Below are 15,192 nucleotides of genomic sequence, written 5' to 3' on the forward strand. Positions count from 1 at the left end.
CCGGCGGTGAGCCGTTCTCGGCGCCGTTGGCGTTACGCGGAAACCGCCGTCTCCCGGAGGAGGCGGCGGATCTCCGGCAGGCACGAGCCGCAGTTGGTGCCGGCCTTCAGCGTCTCGCCCACCTTAGCGGCGTCGTGCGCGCCGGCCCGGATGGCGGCGACGATGGCATCCCGCGGCACCCCGAAGCAGGCGCACACCTGCGGTCCGCACGCGGCCTCCCCCCCGGCCCGCCGGCCCGACAGCATGTGCCGCCGGTCCGCCGCCGAGACCTGGTCCTCCGCCAGCAGGCCCTTGAGCGCATCCCATGCCGGGCGCTGGCCCGCACCCCCCACGAATACCGCGAAGTCGAGCCGCCCGTCCGCGTCGAAGGCGGCGGCCCGGTAAAGGCCTGCAGGCGCATCCACCAGCTCCGCCACGTCCGCCGGGCCTGCCGCCGCCACGAAGGCGCGCCAGGCGTCGGGGCCGAGGCTGCCGGCCATGCGCCAGCCGTAGCCGCCCTCCAGCGCCGCGCGGGCCCACCAGACGCCCTCGGGCAGGACCACGGGCCGGCGCGCGAGGATGAAGCCGGCGAAGGGCGCCGCATGGGGCTGGATGGAGGCCGGCGTCGCCTTCGAATCAGGCTGGCCGGAGATGGGGTCCGTCACGCCATGCACCAGCGGCCCGACTCGCCCGTGGGAGGCGGTGGCCCCGCTCCAGTGGATGGGCGCGAACAGGGTGCCGCGCCTTTGGCCGGCATCGAGGCGCACCTCCAGCACCGCCGCGCCGTGCGCGCTCGCGACCCGCGCCAGCATGCCCTCCTGAAGGCCCAGCGGCGCGGCATCCTCCGGATGGATCGCCACGAACGGGGCGGGAATGTGCGAGCCGAGCCGGGGCGAGAGGCCGGTGCGCGTCATGGTGTGCCACTGGTCGCGGATACGGCCGGTGTTGAGCACGAACGGGAAGGGCGGTTCCGCCGCCACGGCCGCCGCGGGACGCGGGCTGACGAAGCGGGCCTTGCGGTCCGGCGTGAAATAGCCGCCCGCGGCGAACAGGCGCCCCGTGCCCTCCGGCCGGCCGCGCGGGGCGGGCCACTGGGTGGGGGGGAAGATCTCGTAGGCGGCATCGGCAAGGTCAACGAAGGCGCCGATGTCGAAGTCGCGCGTGCCCGCGTTCTCGAAGCCCGAAAGGGCGGCATGCTCGCGGAAGATGTCGGCGGGCCCGCGCCAGCGGAAGGCGTTGGCGAACCCCAGGCGTCCGGCCACCTGCGCCAGAGCCCACCAGTCCGGCTTGACCTCGCCCGGGCGGGCCAGGAAGGGCCGCTGGCGGGAGATGCGCCGCTCGGAATTGGTGACCGTGCCGTCCTTCTCGCCCCATGCGGCGGCGGGCAGCATCACATGGGGATGGCACGCCGCGGTGTCGTTGGCGATGACATTTTCGGACAGCACGAACAGATCGAGCTTGCCGAGCGCCGTGCGCACGGCGTCCGCCTCCGGCAGGCTCACGGCCGGGTTGGTGCCCATGACCCACAGGGCCTTGATCTCGCCCCGCCCGATGGCGGCGAACATGTCCACCGCCTTCAGTCCCTCGTGCGTCGCCAGATTGGGCGCGCCCCAGAAGCGGCGCACACGGTCCACCTCCTCACCTGAGAAGCCCATGTGGGCGGCGAGCTGGTTGGCGAGCCCGCCCACCTCGCGCCCGCCCATGGCGTTGGGTTGGCCGGTGAGGGAGAAGGGCCCCATGCCCTCCCGGCCGATGCGGCCGGTGGCAAGGTGGCAGTTCAGGATGGCGTTCACCTTGTCCGTGCCGACGGCGGACTGGTTCACGCCCTGGGAATAGCAGGTCACCGCCCGCTCGGTGGCGGCGAACAGGGCGAAGAAGCGCTCCACGTCTTCCACGGCCAGCCCGCAGGCGCGGGCGGTGGCGGCGGCGTCCGGCGTCATGGCCCGGGCGCTGGCGAGGGCTTCGGGGAAGCCGGTGGTGTGCGCAGCCACATAGGCGGCGTCGAACGCCGCGCTGCCGGCGAGGTGGACCAGCAGGCCGGAGAACAGCAGGGCGTCCGTTCCCTGCGCGAGGGGAAGATGCAGGTCGGCTTCCGCCGCCGTCTCGGTGCGGCGCGGATCGATCACCACGAAGCGGGTGCCGCGCGCCTTGCGAGCCGCCTCCATGCGGCGGAACAGCACCGGATGGCACCAGGCCGTGTTGGAGCCCACCAGCACCATCAGGTCGGCGCTCTCCAGGTCCGCATAGGCGCCGGGCACCGTGTCGGAACCGAAGCCGCGCTTGTGCCCCGCCACCGAGGAGGACATGCACAGCCGCGAGTTGGTGTCCACGTTGGCGGTGCCGATGAAGCCCTTCGCCAGCTTGTTGGCGGCGTAGTAGTCCTCGGTCAGCAGCTGGCCGGAGAGGTAGAAGGCGACGGAAGAGGGCCCGTGCGTCTCGATCACCTGCCTGAGGCCCGTGGCGATGCGGTCGAGGGCCGCCTCCCACGAGGCGCGCGCGAGCGTGCCGTCCGCGCCGCGCAGCAGGGGATGGAGCAGCCGCGTCTCGAGGCCGATGGTCTCGCCGAGGGCCGCGCCCTTGGAGCAGAGGCGCCCGAGATTGGCGGGGTGGTCGCGGTCTCCCTCCACCAGCGCGCCGCCGAGGCCGTCGGGCGTCGCCTTCACGCCGCATCCGACCCCGCAATAGGGGCAGGTGGTCTTCACCGAGGGGGGCGAGGCGAGCGGGGCGTTCATCGCGGGGCCGATCCTGCCTGAGGCTTGATTTCGCGGATACTTCAGTACACGTCGGCCTGATAGCGGCCGGCGGTCTTCAGGTCCTGGACGAAGCGGGCGGCCGCTTCCGGCGAGAGGCCGCCATGCTCGGCCGCCACGGCCACGACGGCCGCCTCCACATCCTTGGCCATGCGCTTGGCGTCGCCGCAGATATAGAAATGCGCGCCGGCCTGAAGCCAGGCCCACAGCTCGGCGCCGGCCGTGCGGATCCGGTCCTGCACATAGACTTTCTGCGCCCCGTCCCGCGACCAGGCGGTGTCGAGGCGGGTGAGGGTGCCTGCGGCCTGAAGACCCATCAGCTCGTCCTCGTAGAAGAAGTCCGTGTCGCGGCGCTGGTGGCCGAAGAACAGCCAGTTGCGGCCGGGCGCCCGGGTGGCGAGCCGCTCGTGCAGGAAGGAGCGGAACGGGGCGATGCCGGTGCCCGGCCCCACCATGATCACGTCCTTCGCCAGGTCCTGCGGCAGGCCGAAGCCGTGCGCCTTCTGGATATAGGCCTTCATCCGCGTGCCGGGCGCGATGCGGCCGCCGAGGAAGGTGGAGGCGACGCCGAGGCGGGTGCGGCCGGCAAGGTCGTAGCGCACCGCGTCCACGGTCAGGCAGAGCTTGCCGGGGGTGGCGGCGGGGCTGGAGGAGATGGAGTAAAGGCGCGGCTGGAGCGGCTCCAGGCACTCGACGAGGGCTTCGGGGTCGGGTCGGATGCCGGGGAATTTCTCAAGCGCCGCCAGCACGTCGAGGGTGGCGGCGTCGCCGTCCGGGTCCTCGCCGTTGGCCAGCGCGCGGGCCTTCGCCTTGCGCTCGCCGCCCACGAGGTAGGAGATGAGGGTGAAGAGCGCGTCGGGCGCCGACTTCAGGCACACCTCGCGGGCCAGCACCTCGGCGAGCGTATGGCCGGCGATGGGGAAGTCGGCGGGGGCGTGGAGGGCGGCGAGCACCTGTTCCACCAAGGCGGGATCGTTCACCGGGAGCACGCCGAAGCTGTCGCCCGCCGCATAGTCGATGCCCGAGCCCGCAAGGTCGAATTCGATGTGCCAGGTCTCCTTCTCCGACCTGTCCTTGTTGAGGCGGGTGCGGCCGAGGAAGGTCACCTCGCCGGGATTTTCCCGGGTGCCGATCGGGGCGGCCGCGGCCTTTCCGGGGGCGGCGGCCGGCGCCTCGGCCGCCGGGGCGGGGGCAGGGGTGGCGGCGGAGGCGCTTTCCTCGGAGAGCTGCTTCAGCATCCGCAGGGTCTCCTTGCCGCCCGGCGCGCAGAGGTTGAGCTTGGCCTCGGCGCCGGTGGCCAGCGCCTTGGCGTAGCTCTCGCAGACGTAGCCGCACTGGCCGCAATCCTGCTGCGCCATGGCCGCCATCATGCGGCGGGGCAGCGGCTTGCCCTCCGCCAGCTTCATGCGGTCCGCCAGCGGCATCGCGGGATCGTGCCAGGGGGCGCCGTCCTCTTCCTCCGCCGGCGCGGCGGCGGGCGCGGTCAGGGCGGGCACGAGGGCCGCCGCGTCGCCGGCGGAGAGCGCCAGGGGGGCGCCGGCCTGGTCGGCGGAGAGGATGGCGGCGAAGAAGCCGTTCAGCCAGGCGCGCTGCTCGGGCGAGAACGGGGCACTGTCGGGCAGGACCGGGACGAGGGGGATGCGGGTCTGGAGGCTCATGAGGGTGGGCCTTGAAGTTTGGGGGATCGAAGGCCGCGCCTCAGGCGCGGCGCCTTCCGACGAATGGGGGCGTGCCCGGCGCCGCGCGCTGCGTCGTTGCAGCGGCACGATGCGTCATGCCTGCGCGCGGGGCCGATGGAGCGGGGCCCGGCCCCGCGCCGGGCGCCCATGCGAAGGCGGCCGGGCGATTCATGCCGCCTCCACCAGCGCCTTCAGCGCATCGGGGTCGAGGCGGCGGGTGAAATGGGCGAAGGCCTCGCCGTCCTGCCGGTGGTCGAGCCAGCTTTTCAGCAGCCGTTCCACCACCACGGGGGCCTCTTCCGCCTTCACGTCCCGATAGAGCTCGCGGGCGATGGCGGCCTCGCTGCCGAAGCCACCGCCGACGAGCAGGTGGAAGCCGTCCACCGTATCCCCGTCGTCATTGACGGGCACCCGCGCGCCGATGAGGCCGATGTCGCCGATATAATGCTGGGCGCAGGAATTGTGGCAGCCGGTGACATGGATGTTCACCGGCCCGTCGAGGGCAAGGCGCGCCTCGCAATGGGCCAGGATGGCGCGGGCGGTGCCCTTGGTGTCGGCGGCGGCGAAGCGGCAGCCCTTCGAGCCGGTGCAGGCGACGAGGCCGGCCTGGAGCGGCGTCGCCCGCGTGGAAAGGCCGAGGGCCTCCACCGCCGCGCACGCCTCCTCCACCCGCGCGTCGGGCACGCCGGAAATGAGGAGGTTCTGCCAGACCGTGAGGCGCATGTCGCCGTCGCCGAAGCGGGCGGCGATGTCGGCGAGGCCGTGCATCTGGGCCGCGCTCATCCGGCCCACGGTGAGGCCGACGCCGATGTAGGAAAGCCCCGCCTGCTTCTGGGGATGGACGCCGAGATGGGCGAGCCGGTCCGCCTCGGCGCGGGGCTCCACCGCCTCGGCCGGCAGGCGGGTGAGGGGGCGGCCGAGCTTCTGCTCCACCAGGGCGAGGAAGCCGTCGAAGCCGAGCGCATCCAGCACGTATTTCAGGCGCGCCTTCTTGCGGTCGGTGCGGTCGCCGGTGTCGATGAAGACGCGCACGATGGCGGCGGAGACCTCGGTCGCCTCATCGGGCTTCACCACGACGCCGGTGTCGCGGGCGAAGTCCTTGTGGCCGGTGATGCCGCCCAGCGCGAGGCGCAGCCACACGCCGGGGGCGACGCCGAAGCCGTCCTTCACCCGGACCGCCTGGAAGCCGATGTCGTTGGTGTCCTCCAGCGCGCCGATGACCCCGGCGCCGTCGAAGGCCACGTTGAACTTGCGCGGCAGGCCGTACATGTCGCGGGAATTGAGGATGTAATGGTGCCACTCCCGCGCCAGCGGGCGGGTGTCGAGGAGTTCTTGGCGGTCGATGCCCGCGGTGGGGGTGCCGGTCACGTTGCGGATATTGTCCGCTCCCGAGCCTTTGGCGGTGAGGCCGAGGCCCACCAGTTTCTCAAGGACGTCGATGCCGTCGGTGGCGGGGATCTCGCGGATCTGCAGATTGGCGCGGGTGGTCACGTCCGTGTAGCCGCCGCCGTGGGTGGCGGCGATGTCGGCGACGCCGCGGAACTGCCAGTGGGTGAGGATGCCGTTGGGAATGCGCAGGCGGCACATGAACGAATCCTGCGCCGGCGCCACATGGAACAGGCCGTGGAACTTCCAGCGGAACACGTCCGGCCCCTTGGGGAAGGTGCCCTCGTGCGCGGCCTTCTTCATGCGGTCGTAGCTGTCGAGGCCCAGCTCTTCGCGCTTGCCCTTCTCCTCGGCCGTGAGCTTCCGGCCCTCGGCCTCGAAGCGGGCCATGGCCTTCAGGCTGGCCGCATCCGGCCCGGTGGGCTCGGCAGGGGCCGGCGCGCCGCGGGGGACCTGCATGGAGGTCGCCTGCACCGCCTTGGCGCCGGAGACGAAGCCTTCGAGATAGCGCTTCTGCTCGGTGGTGAATTCGCCGCCCATCTGCGTCTCCTCGGGTCGTTTCAGGCCGCCGCCGCGACCGCGTCCCGCCCGAAGGCGAGGTCGGCGCGCATGGCGGCGATGGGGGTGCGGGTGGTGATGAGGTCCAGGTAGAAGAGGCCGTCGGCGCTGTCGCCGAACAGCACGGCCCCCGCCAGCAGGCCGTCCCTCACGATGAGGCGCCGGTAGAGGTTGAGGCCCCGGTCGGTGAGCACGATGTCCTCCGTGCCGGCGCCGCCGGCGACATCCCCGGCCGAGAAGACCGGCACCCCCGACACCTTGAGATTGGTGGCCACCACCGAGCCTTCGTAGCGCGCATCCTCCCCGGCGAGGCGGCGGGCAAGGACCCTCGCCTGGTCGTAGGCCGGGGCGACGAGGCCATAGGCGATGCCGCGGTGCTCCGCGCATTCGCCGATGGCGAAGATGTCCGGATCGGAGGTGGACAGGGTGTCGTCCACCAGCGTGCCGCGCTTCACCTCGAGGCCCGCCGCGCGGGCGAGGTCCGCATTGGGGACCACGCCGCAGGCCACCACCACGAGGTCGGCGGGGATCACCCGCCCGTCCTTGAGGCGCAGACCGGTGACGTGGGCCTCGCCCTCGATGGCCTCGCTCGCGGCCTGAAGCTGCACGTCCACGCCCCTGGCCTCCACCGCCTGCTTCAGGAGCTGAGCGGCGGTGGCGTCGAGCTGGCGTTCCATCAGCCGGTCCATGAGATGGACGAGGGTGGTCTCGACCCCCGCCCCGGCGAGGCCCACGGCAGCCTCCAGCCCCAGAAGGCCGCCGCCGATGACCACCGCCCGCGTGCCCCGGACCGCCGCGGCGGCGAGCAGGGCCTCCACGTCCTTCAGGTCGCGGAAGGTGTGCACGCCTTCAAGGTCCATGCCCTTCAGCGGCAGGCGGATGGGGTGGGAGCCGGTGGCGAGCACGAGCTTCGCGTAGGGCAGGCGACGGCCGTCCTGCAGCACCACCTCGCGGGCGGCGCGGTCGATGGCGGCGGCGGGCGTGCCGTATTGCAGCGTCACGCCCTTCTCGCGCCACCAGGCGGCCGGCTTCATCTGCGCCTCCTCGGCCCGCATGTGGCCGGCGAGCACCTCGGAGAGCAGCACGCGATTGTAGGCGAGGTGCGGCTCCGCCCCGATCACGGCGACGGCGTAGCGGCCGAGCGCCCGCGCGGCGAGCTCCTCGCAGAGCTTCGCCGCGGCCATGCCGTTGCCGATCACGAGAAGGGGCTCGCTCATCGCCGCTCTCCTCACTCGGCCGGAACGGACGCGTCGGCGGCGGCGCGGATCATGACGGTGGAGAGCAGCGTGTAGGCCTCCGTCCAGGCGGCTTTCACCTCGGGGGTGAAGGCGTCGCCCAGGCCCTGCTCCAGCGTCCAGAGCAGGGCCGCGCCCACGGGGGCGTAGTGCGCGTCCTTCACGCCGTAGGCCACATGCTTGCGGGCGAGGGCCTCGGCCGCGGGCACGATGGAGGGCAGGTCCCTGAGGCCCGCCACCACCACGCCCAGCGTGGCCATGAGCTTGGCGCCCTGCACGCTCATGTCGCCCTTGAACAGGGGCTTCACCTCGGGCGCGATCTCGAACAGCCGGCCATAGAACAGCGCCGCCGCCTGGTCGGAGATGGGCAGCACCTTGCGGAAGGAATCCTGGATCAGATCAATCTGGCTCGGAGTCACAATGGTCTCCCTGGCTTCGCAAACAATGAAAGGCGGGGCGGGCGGGGGGCTGGCCCGCCCCGCAAGGATCACGCCGCTTCCACGAAGCGGTGGCGCTCGTGGAGGAACTTCAGCACCGCCTCGCGGGCCTTGAGGTAGGTGGGATTGGTCACCAGCTCGAGACGCTTGCGGGGACGGGGCAGGTTCACGTCCAGCACCTCGCCGATGCGGGCGGAGGGGCCGTTGGTCATCATCACGATGCGGTCGGAGAGCAGCACCGCCTCGTCCACGTCGTGGGTGATCATGAGGATGGTGTTGCCGAGGCTCGCGTGGATCTGCATCACGCTGTCCTGGAGATGGGCGCGGGTCAGCGCGTCGAGCGCGCCGAACGGCTCGTCCAGCAGCAGCACCTTCGGCTCCATGGCGAGCGCCCGGGCGATGCCGACGCGCTGCTTCATGCCGCCGGAGATTTCCGAGGGGCGTTTGTCCTTGGCGTGGCCCATCTGCACGAGGTCGAGATTGTGCATGGTCCAGGCGTGCCGCTCGGCGCGGGAGCGGGTGCCGGAGAACACCTTGTCCACCGCGAGACGCACGTTGTCATAGACGGTGAGCCAGGGCAGCAGGGAATGGTTCTGGAACACGACGGCGCGGTCCGGGCCGGGGGTGTTCACCTCCCGCCCGTCGAGGATCACGCCGCCGGTGGTGGCGGTGGTCAGGCCGGCGACGATGTTGAGCAGCGTGGACTTGCCGCAGCCGGAATGGCCGATGATGGAGATGTACTCCCCCTTGGCGATGTCGAGGGAGACGTCGCGCAGCACCTCGGTGGTGGCGGCGCCGCGGGTGAAGCTCTTTCCGATCTGGCTGAGCTCGAGATAGGCGGGCATGACGGGCCTCCTCTGCGTTCGGGTCAGGCGGCCTGGGTGCCGCGGGTGACGAAGGAGCCGACGCCGGCCACGAGGCGGTCGAGCACGAAGCCGACCACGCCGATGTAGACGAGGGCCACGATGATGTCGGGCAGGCGGGAGGAGTTCCACGCATCCCAGATGAAGAAGCCGATGCCCACGCCGCCGGTCAGCATCTCCGCCGCCACGATGGCGAGCCAGGAAAGGCCGATGCCGATGCGAAGGCCGGTGAAGATGTAGGGCGCCGCCGACGGCAGCATGATCCTCCAGAAGAATTCGAGCGGGTTCAGCCGCAGCACCTGCGCCACGTTCCTGTAGTCCTGCGGAATATTGCGGATGCCGACCGCGGTATTGATGATGATCGGCCAGATGGCGGTGATGAAGATCACGAAGATGGCGGACGGATTGCTGTCGCGGAAGGCGGCGAGCGCGATGGGCAGCCAGGCGAGCGGCGGCACCGTGCGCAGCACCTGGAAGATGGGATCGAGCCCGCGCATGGCCCACACCGACTGGCCCACCACCGCGCCGAGCGCGATGCCCGCCACCGCGGCGAGGCCGAAGCCCACGGCCACCCGCTGGAGCGACACCAGCACGCGCCAGCCGAGGCCGATGTCCTGCGGGCCGGCGACGAAGAACGGATCGAGGATGAGGTCCTTGGATTCCGCCCAGATGCGGCTCGGCGGCGGCAGGGTGGCGCCGGGGCCGGAGCACAGGATCTCCCACAGGAGGCCCAGCAGCAGCACCATCAGCAGCGGCGGGATGACGGTGACGGCGATGGACCGGGCGATGGCGGGCAGGCGCGCCGGGCGGCCTGCGGTGGCGGGCTTCATCTTGAGCACTTCGGCGGTCCCGGAGCGTCGGGCCTCGCGGGGCGGCTCTTTCAAGGCGGTGACGGACATGGGGCTGGCGCTCCGGTTGAGGTGTCGGGAGAAATCCTCTCCCCGCCGCGCGGGGAGAGGCGCAGATGCGGCAGGGCTCAGGCGTCGACGCGCTTGATGCCGAGGCTCTTCAGGTAGCCTTGAGGATCGGCGGGATCGAAGACCTTGCCGTCGAAGAAGGTTTCCTTGCCGCGGGAGGTCGAGGCCGGAATATCTGCGGGGGCGAGACCCAGCTCCTTGGCCGCCTCGCGCCAGATGTCCTCGCGGTTCACCTTGTCGACGAGGGCGTTGATGTCGGTCGAGGGCTCGAACTTGCCCCAGCGGATGTCCTCGGTGATGAACCAGGCGTCATGGCTCTTGAAGGGATAGGAGGCGTGCTCCTTCCAGAACTTCATGTACTGGTCGGTGCCCTTCTCGATCCGGCCGTTGCCGTAATTGATGTCGCCCTTCAGGCGGCCGATGATGTCGGCCACGGGGACGTTGAACCACTGGCGCTTGCCGACGATCTCGGCCAGCTCCTGCTTGTTCTCCATCTTGTCGCACCACTGCTGGGCTTCCATCACGGCTTTGAGGATGGCGCGGGTGGTGTTGGGGTTCTTCTCGACGAAGTCGGCGCGCATGCCGAGCGCCTTCTCGGGATGGTTCTTCCAGATCTCGCCGGTGGTGCAGGCGGTGAAGCCGATGCCCTGGTTCACCAACTGCTCGTTCCACGGCTCGCCCACGCAGAAGGCGTCCATGTTGCCCACCTTCATGTTGGCGACCATCTGGGGCGGCGGCACCACGATGGTGGAGACGTCCTTGTCCGGGTCGATGCCGGCGCTCGCGAGCCAGTAGCGGATCCACAGGTCGTGCGTGCCGCCCGGGAAGGTCATGGCCACCTTTACTTCCTTGCCCTCGGCCTTCTTCTTGGCGAAGGCCTCCTTCAGGGACTTGGCGTCGGTGGCGACTTTCAGGTCCTTGTATTCGTTGGAGACCGAGACAGCCTGCGCGTCGAGATTGAGGCGCGCGAGGATGACCATGGGGGTGGGCACGTTGTTCTGCGTCACCTTGCCCGTGGAGATGAGGTAGGGCATGGGCGAGAGGATGTGCGCGCCGTCGATGCCGTTCTTCTCGCCGCCGAGCACCAGGTTGTCGCGGGTGGCGCCCCAGGAGGCCTGCTTCACCACGTCCACGTCCGGCACGCCATGCTTGGCGAAGAAGCCCTTCTCCTTGGCGATGACGAGGGGGGAGGCGTCGATGAGGGCGATGTAGCCGAGGATCGCCTTGGTGGTTTCCGGCGCGGCGGCATAAGCGGAGGGCACGCCGCCGGGGAAGGCCATGCGCACGGCATCGAACAGGGCGGCGGTGCCGAGCGTCGCGGCGGTGCCCTTGAGCAGCGAGCGGCGGGACACGCCCACGGAGGCAGCGGCAGACGGGCCGGCGGAAGACAATCCGGACTTGGTCGTCGAAGCGTCGCTCATTCTCTTTTCCTCTGGATCGGCGAGCAGCAGGACGAGGACCCGAAACAAAAAAAGCCGCAGGACATCGCGAAGGCGGCGTGCCTTCGGTGCCAGCGGCTTTGCTGCGGGTCCCGTCATTGGGACGATTTATTGGGAGGCGCGATCGTCGTTGACCGCGCTTGCGTTCTGCAATGCAAGGCGCGGGCCAATCGATGTGGTTTATCTAGTCTTTTGATTTATCTTAAATATCTCGATGCCTTATTTTTGGGCGTCGAATTTTCCTGCCGTCTGGATGCGCATCTGGGGCAGGCAGTTGCACGCAAAGTGTGCGGTGCAGCAGGCGCGCCGGCAGCGCGAAGATCATCCCTTGGCGCGTCCGGGGCATCCTCTCCCGCGGTCCGGGGGCGGGGCGCGCCTTCAGCTTGGCTGCTTGCCCTGGAGGAAGGCCTGCGCGTCGAACACCTCGCCGAACTGGGTGGCCACGCAATCGGGCTCCGGGTGCTTCACCGGAACCGTGCCCACGGCGGCGTCGAAGATGTCGGGCCGGTAGACGCTCATGACCTCGCGGGCGGCGTCGGGCGCGAACTCGCCCTGTCCGGCGGCGACGATCTGGGCATACATCCACAGGGCATGGTCGCGCTCGGGCCGGTTCGCCCCGTCGCGGTTCAGCACCAGATAGTCCGGATGGGCGCGGGGCTTGCCGCCGGGTGCCGTATGCAGCCGGCCGTCCAGCGTCCGGCGGAGCATGTCCGCCGGCAGGTTGAGGTGGCGGGGCTCGCCGAGGAGCCGGGCGAGGTCCTCATGGTTGGCCGGATCCTCGCACCAGCGTGCGGCGGCGTGGAGCGCGCGTACCAGGCGGTGCAGCAGCTCGGGTTCCGCATTGGCGAAGCGGGCGTGCACCCCCAGCACCTTCTCCGGCACCCAGCCGAAGATTTCCGCCCCCAGCACCGCGATGCGGCCCACGTCGGCATCCACCGCCACCGAATTCCAGGGCGAGCCCACGCAGAAGCCGTGGATGAGCCCGCCGCGCAGGCTCTCGGCCATAAAGGGCGGGGGCACCACCACCAGGCGGACGTCCTTGTCCGGATCGACGCCGCCGCCCTTGAGGAAGTGGCGCAGCAGATAGGTGTGGGTGGAGAAGGTGTAGACCGCCGCGAAGGTGAGCGGGTCGCGGCCCTCCGCCTTGCGCTGCCGCACCACCTTGCCCAGCGCCCTGGCGGCGCCGGTGGCGGTGGACAGGTCCTCCCCCACCTCGCCCATGGCGGCATAGATGTTCTTTTCGATGGTGACGGCGCTGCCGTTGAGGTTGAGCGCGAACGGCACCACCAGCGGCACCCGCACGTGCCCGAGGCCCAGCGAGGAGGCGATGGCGAGCGGGCCCAGCATGTGGGCGCCGTCGAGCAGCCCCACGTTCACCTTGTCGCGGATGTTGGCCCAGGAGACCTCCTTGTGCAGGTCGATCTCGATGCCTTCCGCCATGGCGAAGCCGCGCTCGGCGGCGGCGATCAGCACGGCGGCGTCCGTGAGCGGGATGAAGCCGATGGCGAGCCGTCTCATCGCAGGAGCTCCGCGGCGGTGATGATGGACTGGGCGATGTCCACGATGCGCTTCTTCTCGTTCATGGCGGTGCGGCGCAGGAGGCCGTAGGCCGCCTCCTCGTCGATGCCCTTCATCTTCATGAGCAGCATCTTGGCGCGGTCGATGACCTTGCGCTCTTCCAGCTGGGTCTTCGCCTCCTCCAGCTCCGCCTTGAGGCGGGCGAAGGCGCGGAAGCGCGAGATGGTGGTCTCGAGGATCGGCTTCACCCGGTCCTTGCGCAGGCCGTCCACCACATAGGAGGCGACGCCGGCCTCGATGGCATCCTCGATGGTCTTGGAGTCGGTCTGGTCCACGAACATGGCCACCGGGCGCTTCACCTCGCGGCTCACCTGGAACATCTGCTCGATGGTGTCGCGGGAGGGGTCTTCCAGATCGATGAGGATCACGTCCGGGTCGATGGCGTAGATGCGCTCCAGGAGGTTGTTGCGCCCCTCGATGCGCAGCACGTTCTCGAAGCCGGCCTCCTTCAGGCCCTCCTCCAGGATGGCGGCGCGGACATCGCTTTCGTCCACGATCACGATCCTTAAGCTGAGGTCGTTCGCCATTGAGGAGTCCGAGGGAGTTGGATCCGAAGGATTGGGGTCCGGGGGCCGGCGGTCGGGTCGGCCGCAGATCCGATCCCTCACCTCACCCACCCGGACCGCGCGGGTCAAGTCTCGAGGCGACGGACGGCGTCGATCCGGCGCCCTCGATCCAGTGACGTCGATCCAGTGACATGGACCTTGCCGCAATCTGCTTCTAGAAGGCTGCAACCGCGGCGGGACATCACCGGCGCGACGGAGGGAGGCAGGCGTGAGCGAGGAAAACGGCCGCAGGAGCTACGGCGCCATGGCGCTGCGCGGCCTCGCCTTCCTGATTCTCACCATGCTCGCCGCCACCGTGATGGTGGCGCAGCAGCGCGGGTCGGGTGCCTATCTCGCGGAGTTCTCCACCCTCGATCCGGCGGAGGCGCGCCATTTCGTCACCGGCCTCATGGTGGCGGACCACGCGGCGGCGGGCTTCCCCGCTCCCTCGGGCTTCCGGGAGGCCTATGCGCTGCACTTTCCCGTCGCCGCACCCCTCGGCGCGCTCTCCCTGTTCCATCTGGTCGAGGCGGGCTGGATCGGGCTGATCGGCGCGGCCACGCCGGCGGTGCTGCTGCTGCCGGCGCTCATGGCCGCGCTGCTGGTGGTGAGCGCGGGCTGGGCGACGGCACGGGCGGCCGGCCCCCTGCCGGGGCTCGCGGTGGGGTTCGTCCTCAGCGCGCTGCCGGCGGTGCGGCGCGCCACCATGGAGGTTGGCCTCCACCTGCCGCTGGCGCTGTTCGCTCTCCTCGCCGCGCTCGCTTTCGCGCGCTATCTGCGGCGGGGCGGGGTGGCGGACGCCGCCCTCTTCGCCCTCGCCGGCCTTGGCGCGGCCCTCACCGCACCGGCCGGCGCCGTCCTTGCCCTCGTGCCGCCGCTGGGCGTGCTGCTGGCCGGGCGGCTCCGGCTGCTGGCACGGCCGTTATTCTGGCTGCCCGTGATCCTCATCGCGGCCTTCGCCGTCCCGGCCCTGCTGGGCGGCGAAGGGATCGCGCTCCCGCCGGTCGCTGAGCTGACGGGCGGGGTGGAGGCGGCGCGCGCCGTGTTCGGCACGCTGCCCCTTGTCCTCGCCGGGATCGGCGTGCCGTTCGCCGCCTGGGCCGGCTGGCGGCGGCGGGAGGGGGCCGAGATCATGGCCGCCGTTGCCGCTGCGGCGCTGGCCCTCGCGGCGCTCCTGGCCATGGGCGGGGGCGGCGATGCGCCGGACGGGCTGCTGCCCCTCCTCGCGCCGCTCTGCATGCTCGCGGCCTTCGGCGCGTTGCGGCTGCTCGGCCTTGTGATTTCCGGCTGGCCCACCCTCTCGGGTCTCGTGGTGGCGCTGGTGCTGCTGCTCGCCGCCATGCCGGCGCTGCTGGAGCCCATGCGCAAGTCCGCCATCGGCATGGACGATGCCGCCCAGGCCTTTCTTGCCCGCGATGGCGCGGCGCCGGTGCTGGTGGTGGCAGCCGATGCGAGGGACGAGGCCGCGCTCACGGCCGCCGTGGCCCAGCGCGACCGCGCGCAGGACGCCAGGGCCGCGCGCAGCTTCGTGGTGTCCGCCGGCCGGCTGCCGGAAGCCACGGGAGCGGCGCTTCTTGCCGCCCTCGACGGCATTGGCGCATCCGCCCTCGTGGTGGAGGCGACCGACGCGGCGCGGGCCATTCCGGCGAACCGCGCGGTGGCGGCGCTGCCCGCCGCTTTTCCCGACCGGTTCCGCCGGGTCGGCACCTTCCCGCGGGCCGACGGCAAGGGGCAGGTGGAGTTCTATGCCATCACCGGTGCGCCGCCGCCGGCCGATCCCGCCGCCGCCATCCGCCGCCTCGGCGCCTCCGCTTTCTGAGCCAGCA

General features: G+C 70.9%; 11 protein-coding genes. 1 reads left to right on the forward strand and 10 read right to left on the reverse strand.

Translation table 11 applies throughout. The features are described from left to right. Positions 1 to 32 precede the first annotated feature (32 nt). The 10 genes from V5F59_RS06390 to V5F59_RS06435 all read right to left on the reverse strand — a co-directional run bounded on the left by V5F59_RS06390 (position 33) and on the right by V5F59_RS06435 (position 13,348). Positions 33 to 2,711 carry a nitrate reductase gene (locus V5F59_RS06390; RefSeq protein ID WP_393982174.1) on the reverse strand — a complete coding sequence of 893 codons (2,679 nt, stop codon included), beginning with the start codon at positions 2,709 to 2,711 and terminating at the stop codon, positions 33 to 35. A 41-nt stretch (positions 2,712 to 2,752) separates the two neighbouring features. After that, positions 2,753 to 4,387, reverse strand: a complete 1,635-nt coding sequence (locus V5F59_RS06395; protein WP_393982173.1) for a sulfite reductase subunit alpha — start codon at positions 4,385 to 4,387, stop codon at positions 2,753 to 2,755. Between the two features lie 189 nt (positions 4,388 to 4,576). Continuing rightward, a complete protein-coding gene (locus V5F59_RS06400; protein ID WP_393982172.1) occupies positions 4,577 to 6,334 on the reverse strand; it encodes a NirA family protein in 1,758 nt (585 codons plus the stop codon). A 20-nt stretch (positions 6,335 to 6,354) separates the two neighbouring features. Beyond that, positions 6,355 to 7,569, reverse strand: coding sequence for an NAD(P)/FAD-dependent oxidoreductase (locus V5F59_RS06405; protein ID WP_393982171.1), 1,215 nt, complete (start codon positions 7,567 to 7,569; stop codon positions 6,355 to 6,357). 11 nt (positions 7,570 to 7,580) lie between these two features. Continuing rightward, a complete protein-coding gene (locus V5F59_RS06410) occupies positions 7,581 to 8,006 on the reverse strand; it encodes a globin family protein (RefSeq protein ID WP_393982170.1) in 426 nt (141 codons plus the stop codon). A gap of 68 nt (positions 8,007 to 8,074) precedes the next feature. Next, positions 8,075 to 8,869, reverse strand: a complete 795-nt coding sequence (locus V5F59_RS06415; RefSeq protein WP_393982169.1) for an ABC transporter ATP-binding protein — start codon at positions 8,867 to 8,869, stop codon at positions 8,075 to 8,077. Positions 8,870 to 8,892: 23 nt separating this feature from the next. Next, positions 8,893 to 9,786 carry a nitrate ABC transporter permease gene (gene ntrB / locus V5F59_RS06420; RefSeq protein WP_393982168.1) on the reverse strand — a complete coding sequence of 298 codons (894 nt, stop codon included), beginning with the start codon at positions 9,784 to 9,786 and terminating at the stop codon, positions 8,893 to 8,895. Between the two features lie 77 nt (positions 9,787 to 9,863). After that, positions 9,864 to 11,225, reverse strand: a complete 1,362-nt coding sequence (locus V5F59_RS06425) for a CmpA/NrtA family ABC transporter substrate-binding protein (RefSeq protein ID WP_393982167.1) — start codon at positions 11,223 to 11,225, stop codon at positions 9,864 to 9,866. 396 nt (positions 11,226 to 11,621) lie between these two features. Continuing rightward, complete coding sequence (locus V5F59_RS06430) at positions 11,622 to 12,761, reverse strand: CmpA/NrtA family ABC transporter substrate-binding protein (protein WP_393982166.1); 1,140 nt, start codon at positions 12,759 to 12,761, stop codon at positions 11,622 to 11,624. After that, the gene (locus V5F59_RS06435; RefSeq protein WP_393982165.1) at positions 12,758 to 13,348 is read right to left on the reverse strand and encodes an ANTAR domain-containing response regulator; all 591 of its coding nucleotides are present in this window, start codon (positions 13,346 to 13,348) and stop codon (positions 12,758 to 12,760) included. Before V5F59_RS06435 ends, V5F59_RS06430 begins: the two co-directional genes overlap by 4 nt. Positions 13,349 to 13,595: 247 nt before the next feature. On the opposite strand from V5F59_RS06435, the gene V5F59_RS06440 reads away from it, so the two are divergent. Next, a complete protein-coding gene (locus V5F59_RS06440; protein ID WP_393982164.1) occupies positions 13,596 to 15,185 on the forward strand; it encodes a hypothetical protein in 1,590 nt (529 codons plus the stop codon). Positions 15,186 to 15,192: the final 7 nt, after the last annotated feature.

The sequence above is a fragment of the Xanthobacter nonsaccharivorans genome (assembly GCF_043194755.2).
GTDB classification, from domain to species: Bacteria; Pseudomonadota; Alphaproteobacteria; order Rhizobiales; family Xanthobacteraceae; genus Xanthobacter; species Xanthobacter autotrophicus_G.

What these genes read in the sequence shown, in the direction of transcription:
- V5F59_RS06390 (WP_393982174.1), bottom strand. Translation starts at nt 2,711, where the DNA reads ATGAACGCCCCGCTCGCCTCGCCCCCCTCGGTGAAGACCACCTGCCCC.
- V5F59_RS06405 (WP_393982171.1), bottom strand. Translation starts at nt 7,569, where the DNA reads ATGAGCGAGCCCCTTCTCGTGATCGGCAACGGCATGGCCGCGGCGAAG.
- V5F59_RS06435 (WP_393982165.1), bottom strand. Translation starts at nt 13,348, where the DNA reads ATGGCGAACGACCTCAGCTTAAGGATCGTGATCGTGGACGAAAGCGAT.
- V5F59_RS06400 (WP_393982172.1), bottom strand. Translation starts at nt 6,334, where the DNA reads ATGGGCGGCGAATTCACCACCGAGCAGAAGCGCTATCTCGAAGGCTTC.
- V5F59_RS06425 (WP_393982167.1), bottom strand. Translation starts at nt 11,225, where the DNA reads ATGAGCGACGCTTCGACGACCAAGTCCGGATTGTCTTCCGCCGGCCCG.
- V5F59_RS06395 (WP_393982173.1), bottom strand. Translation starts at nt 4,387, where the DNA reads ATGAGCCTCCAGACCCGCATCCCCCTCGTCCCGGTCCTGCCCGACAGT.
- V5F59_RS06430 (WP_393982166.1), bottom strand. Translation starts at nt 12,761, where the DNA reads ATGAGACGGCTCGCCATCGGCTTCATCCCGCTCACGGACGCCGCCGTG.
- V5F59_RS06415 (WP_393982169.1), bottom strand. Translation starts at nt 8,869, where the DNA reads ATGCCCGCCTATCTCGAGCTCAGCCAGATCGGAAAGAGCTTCACCCGC.
- ntrB (WP_393982168.1), bottom strand. Translation starts at nt 9,786, where the DNA reads ATGTCCGTCACCGCCTTGAAAGAGCCGCCCCGCGAGGCCCGACGCTCC.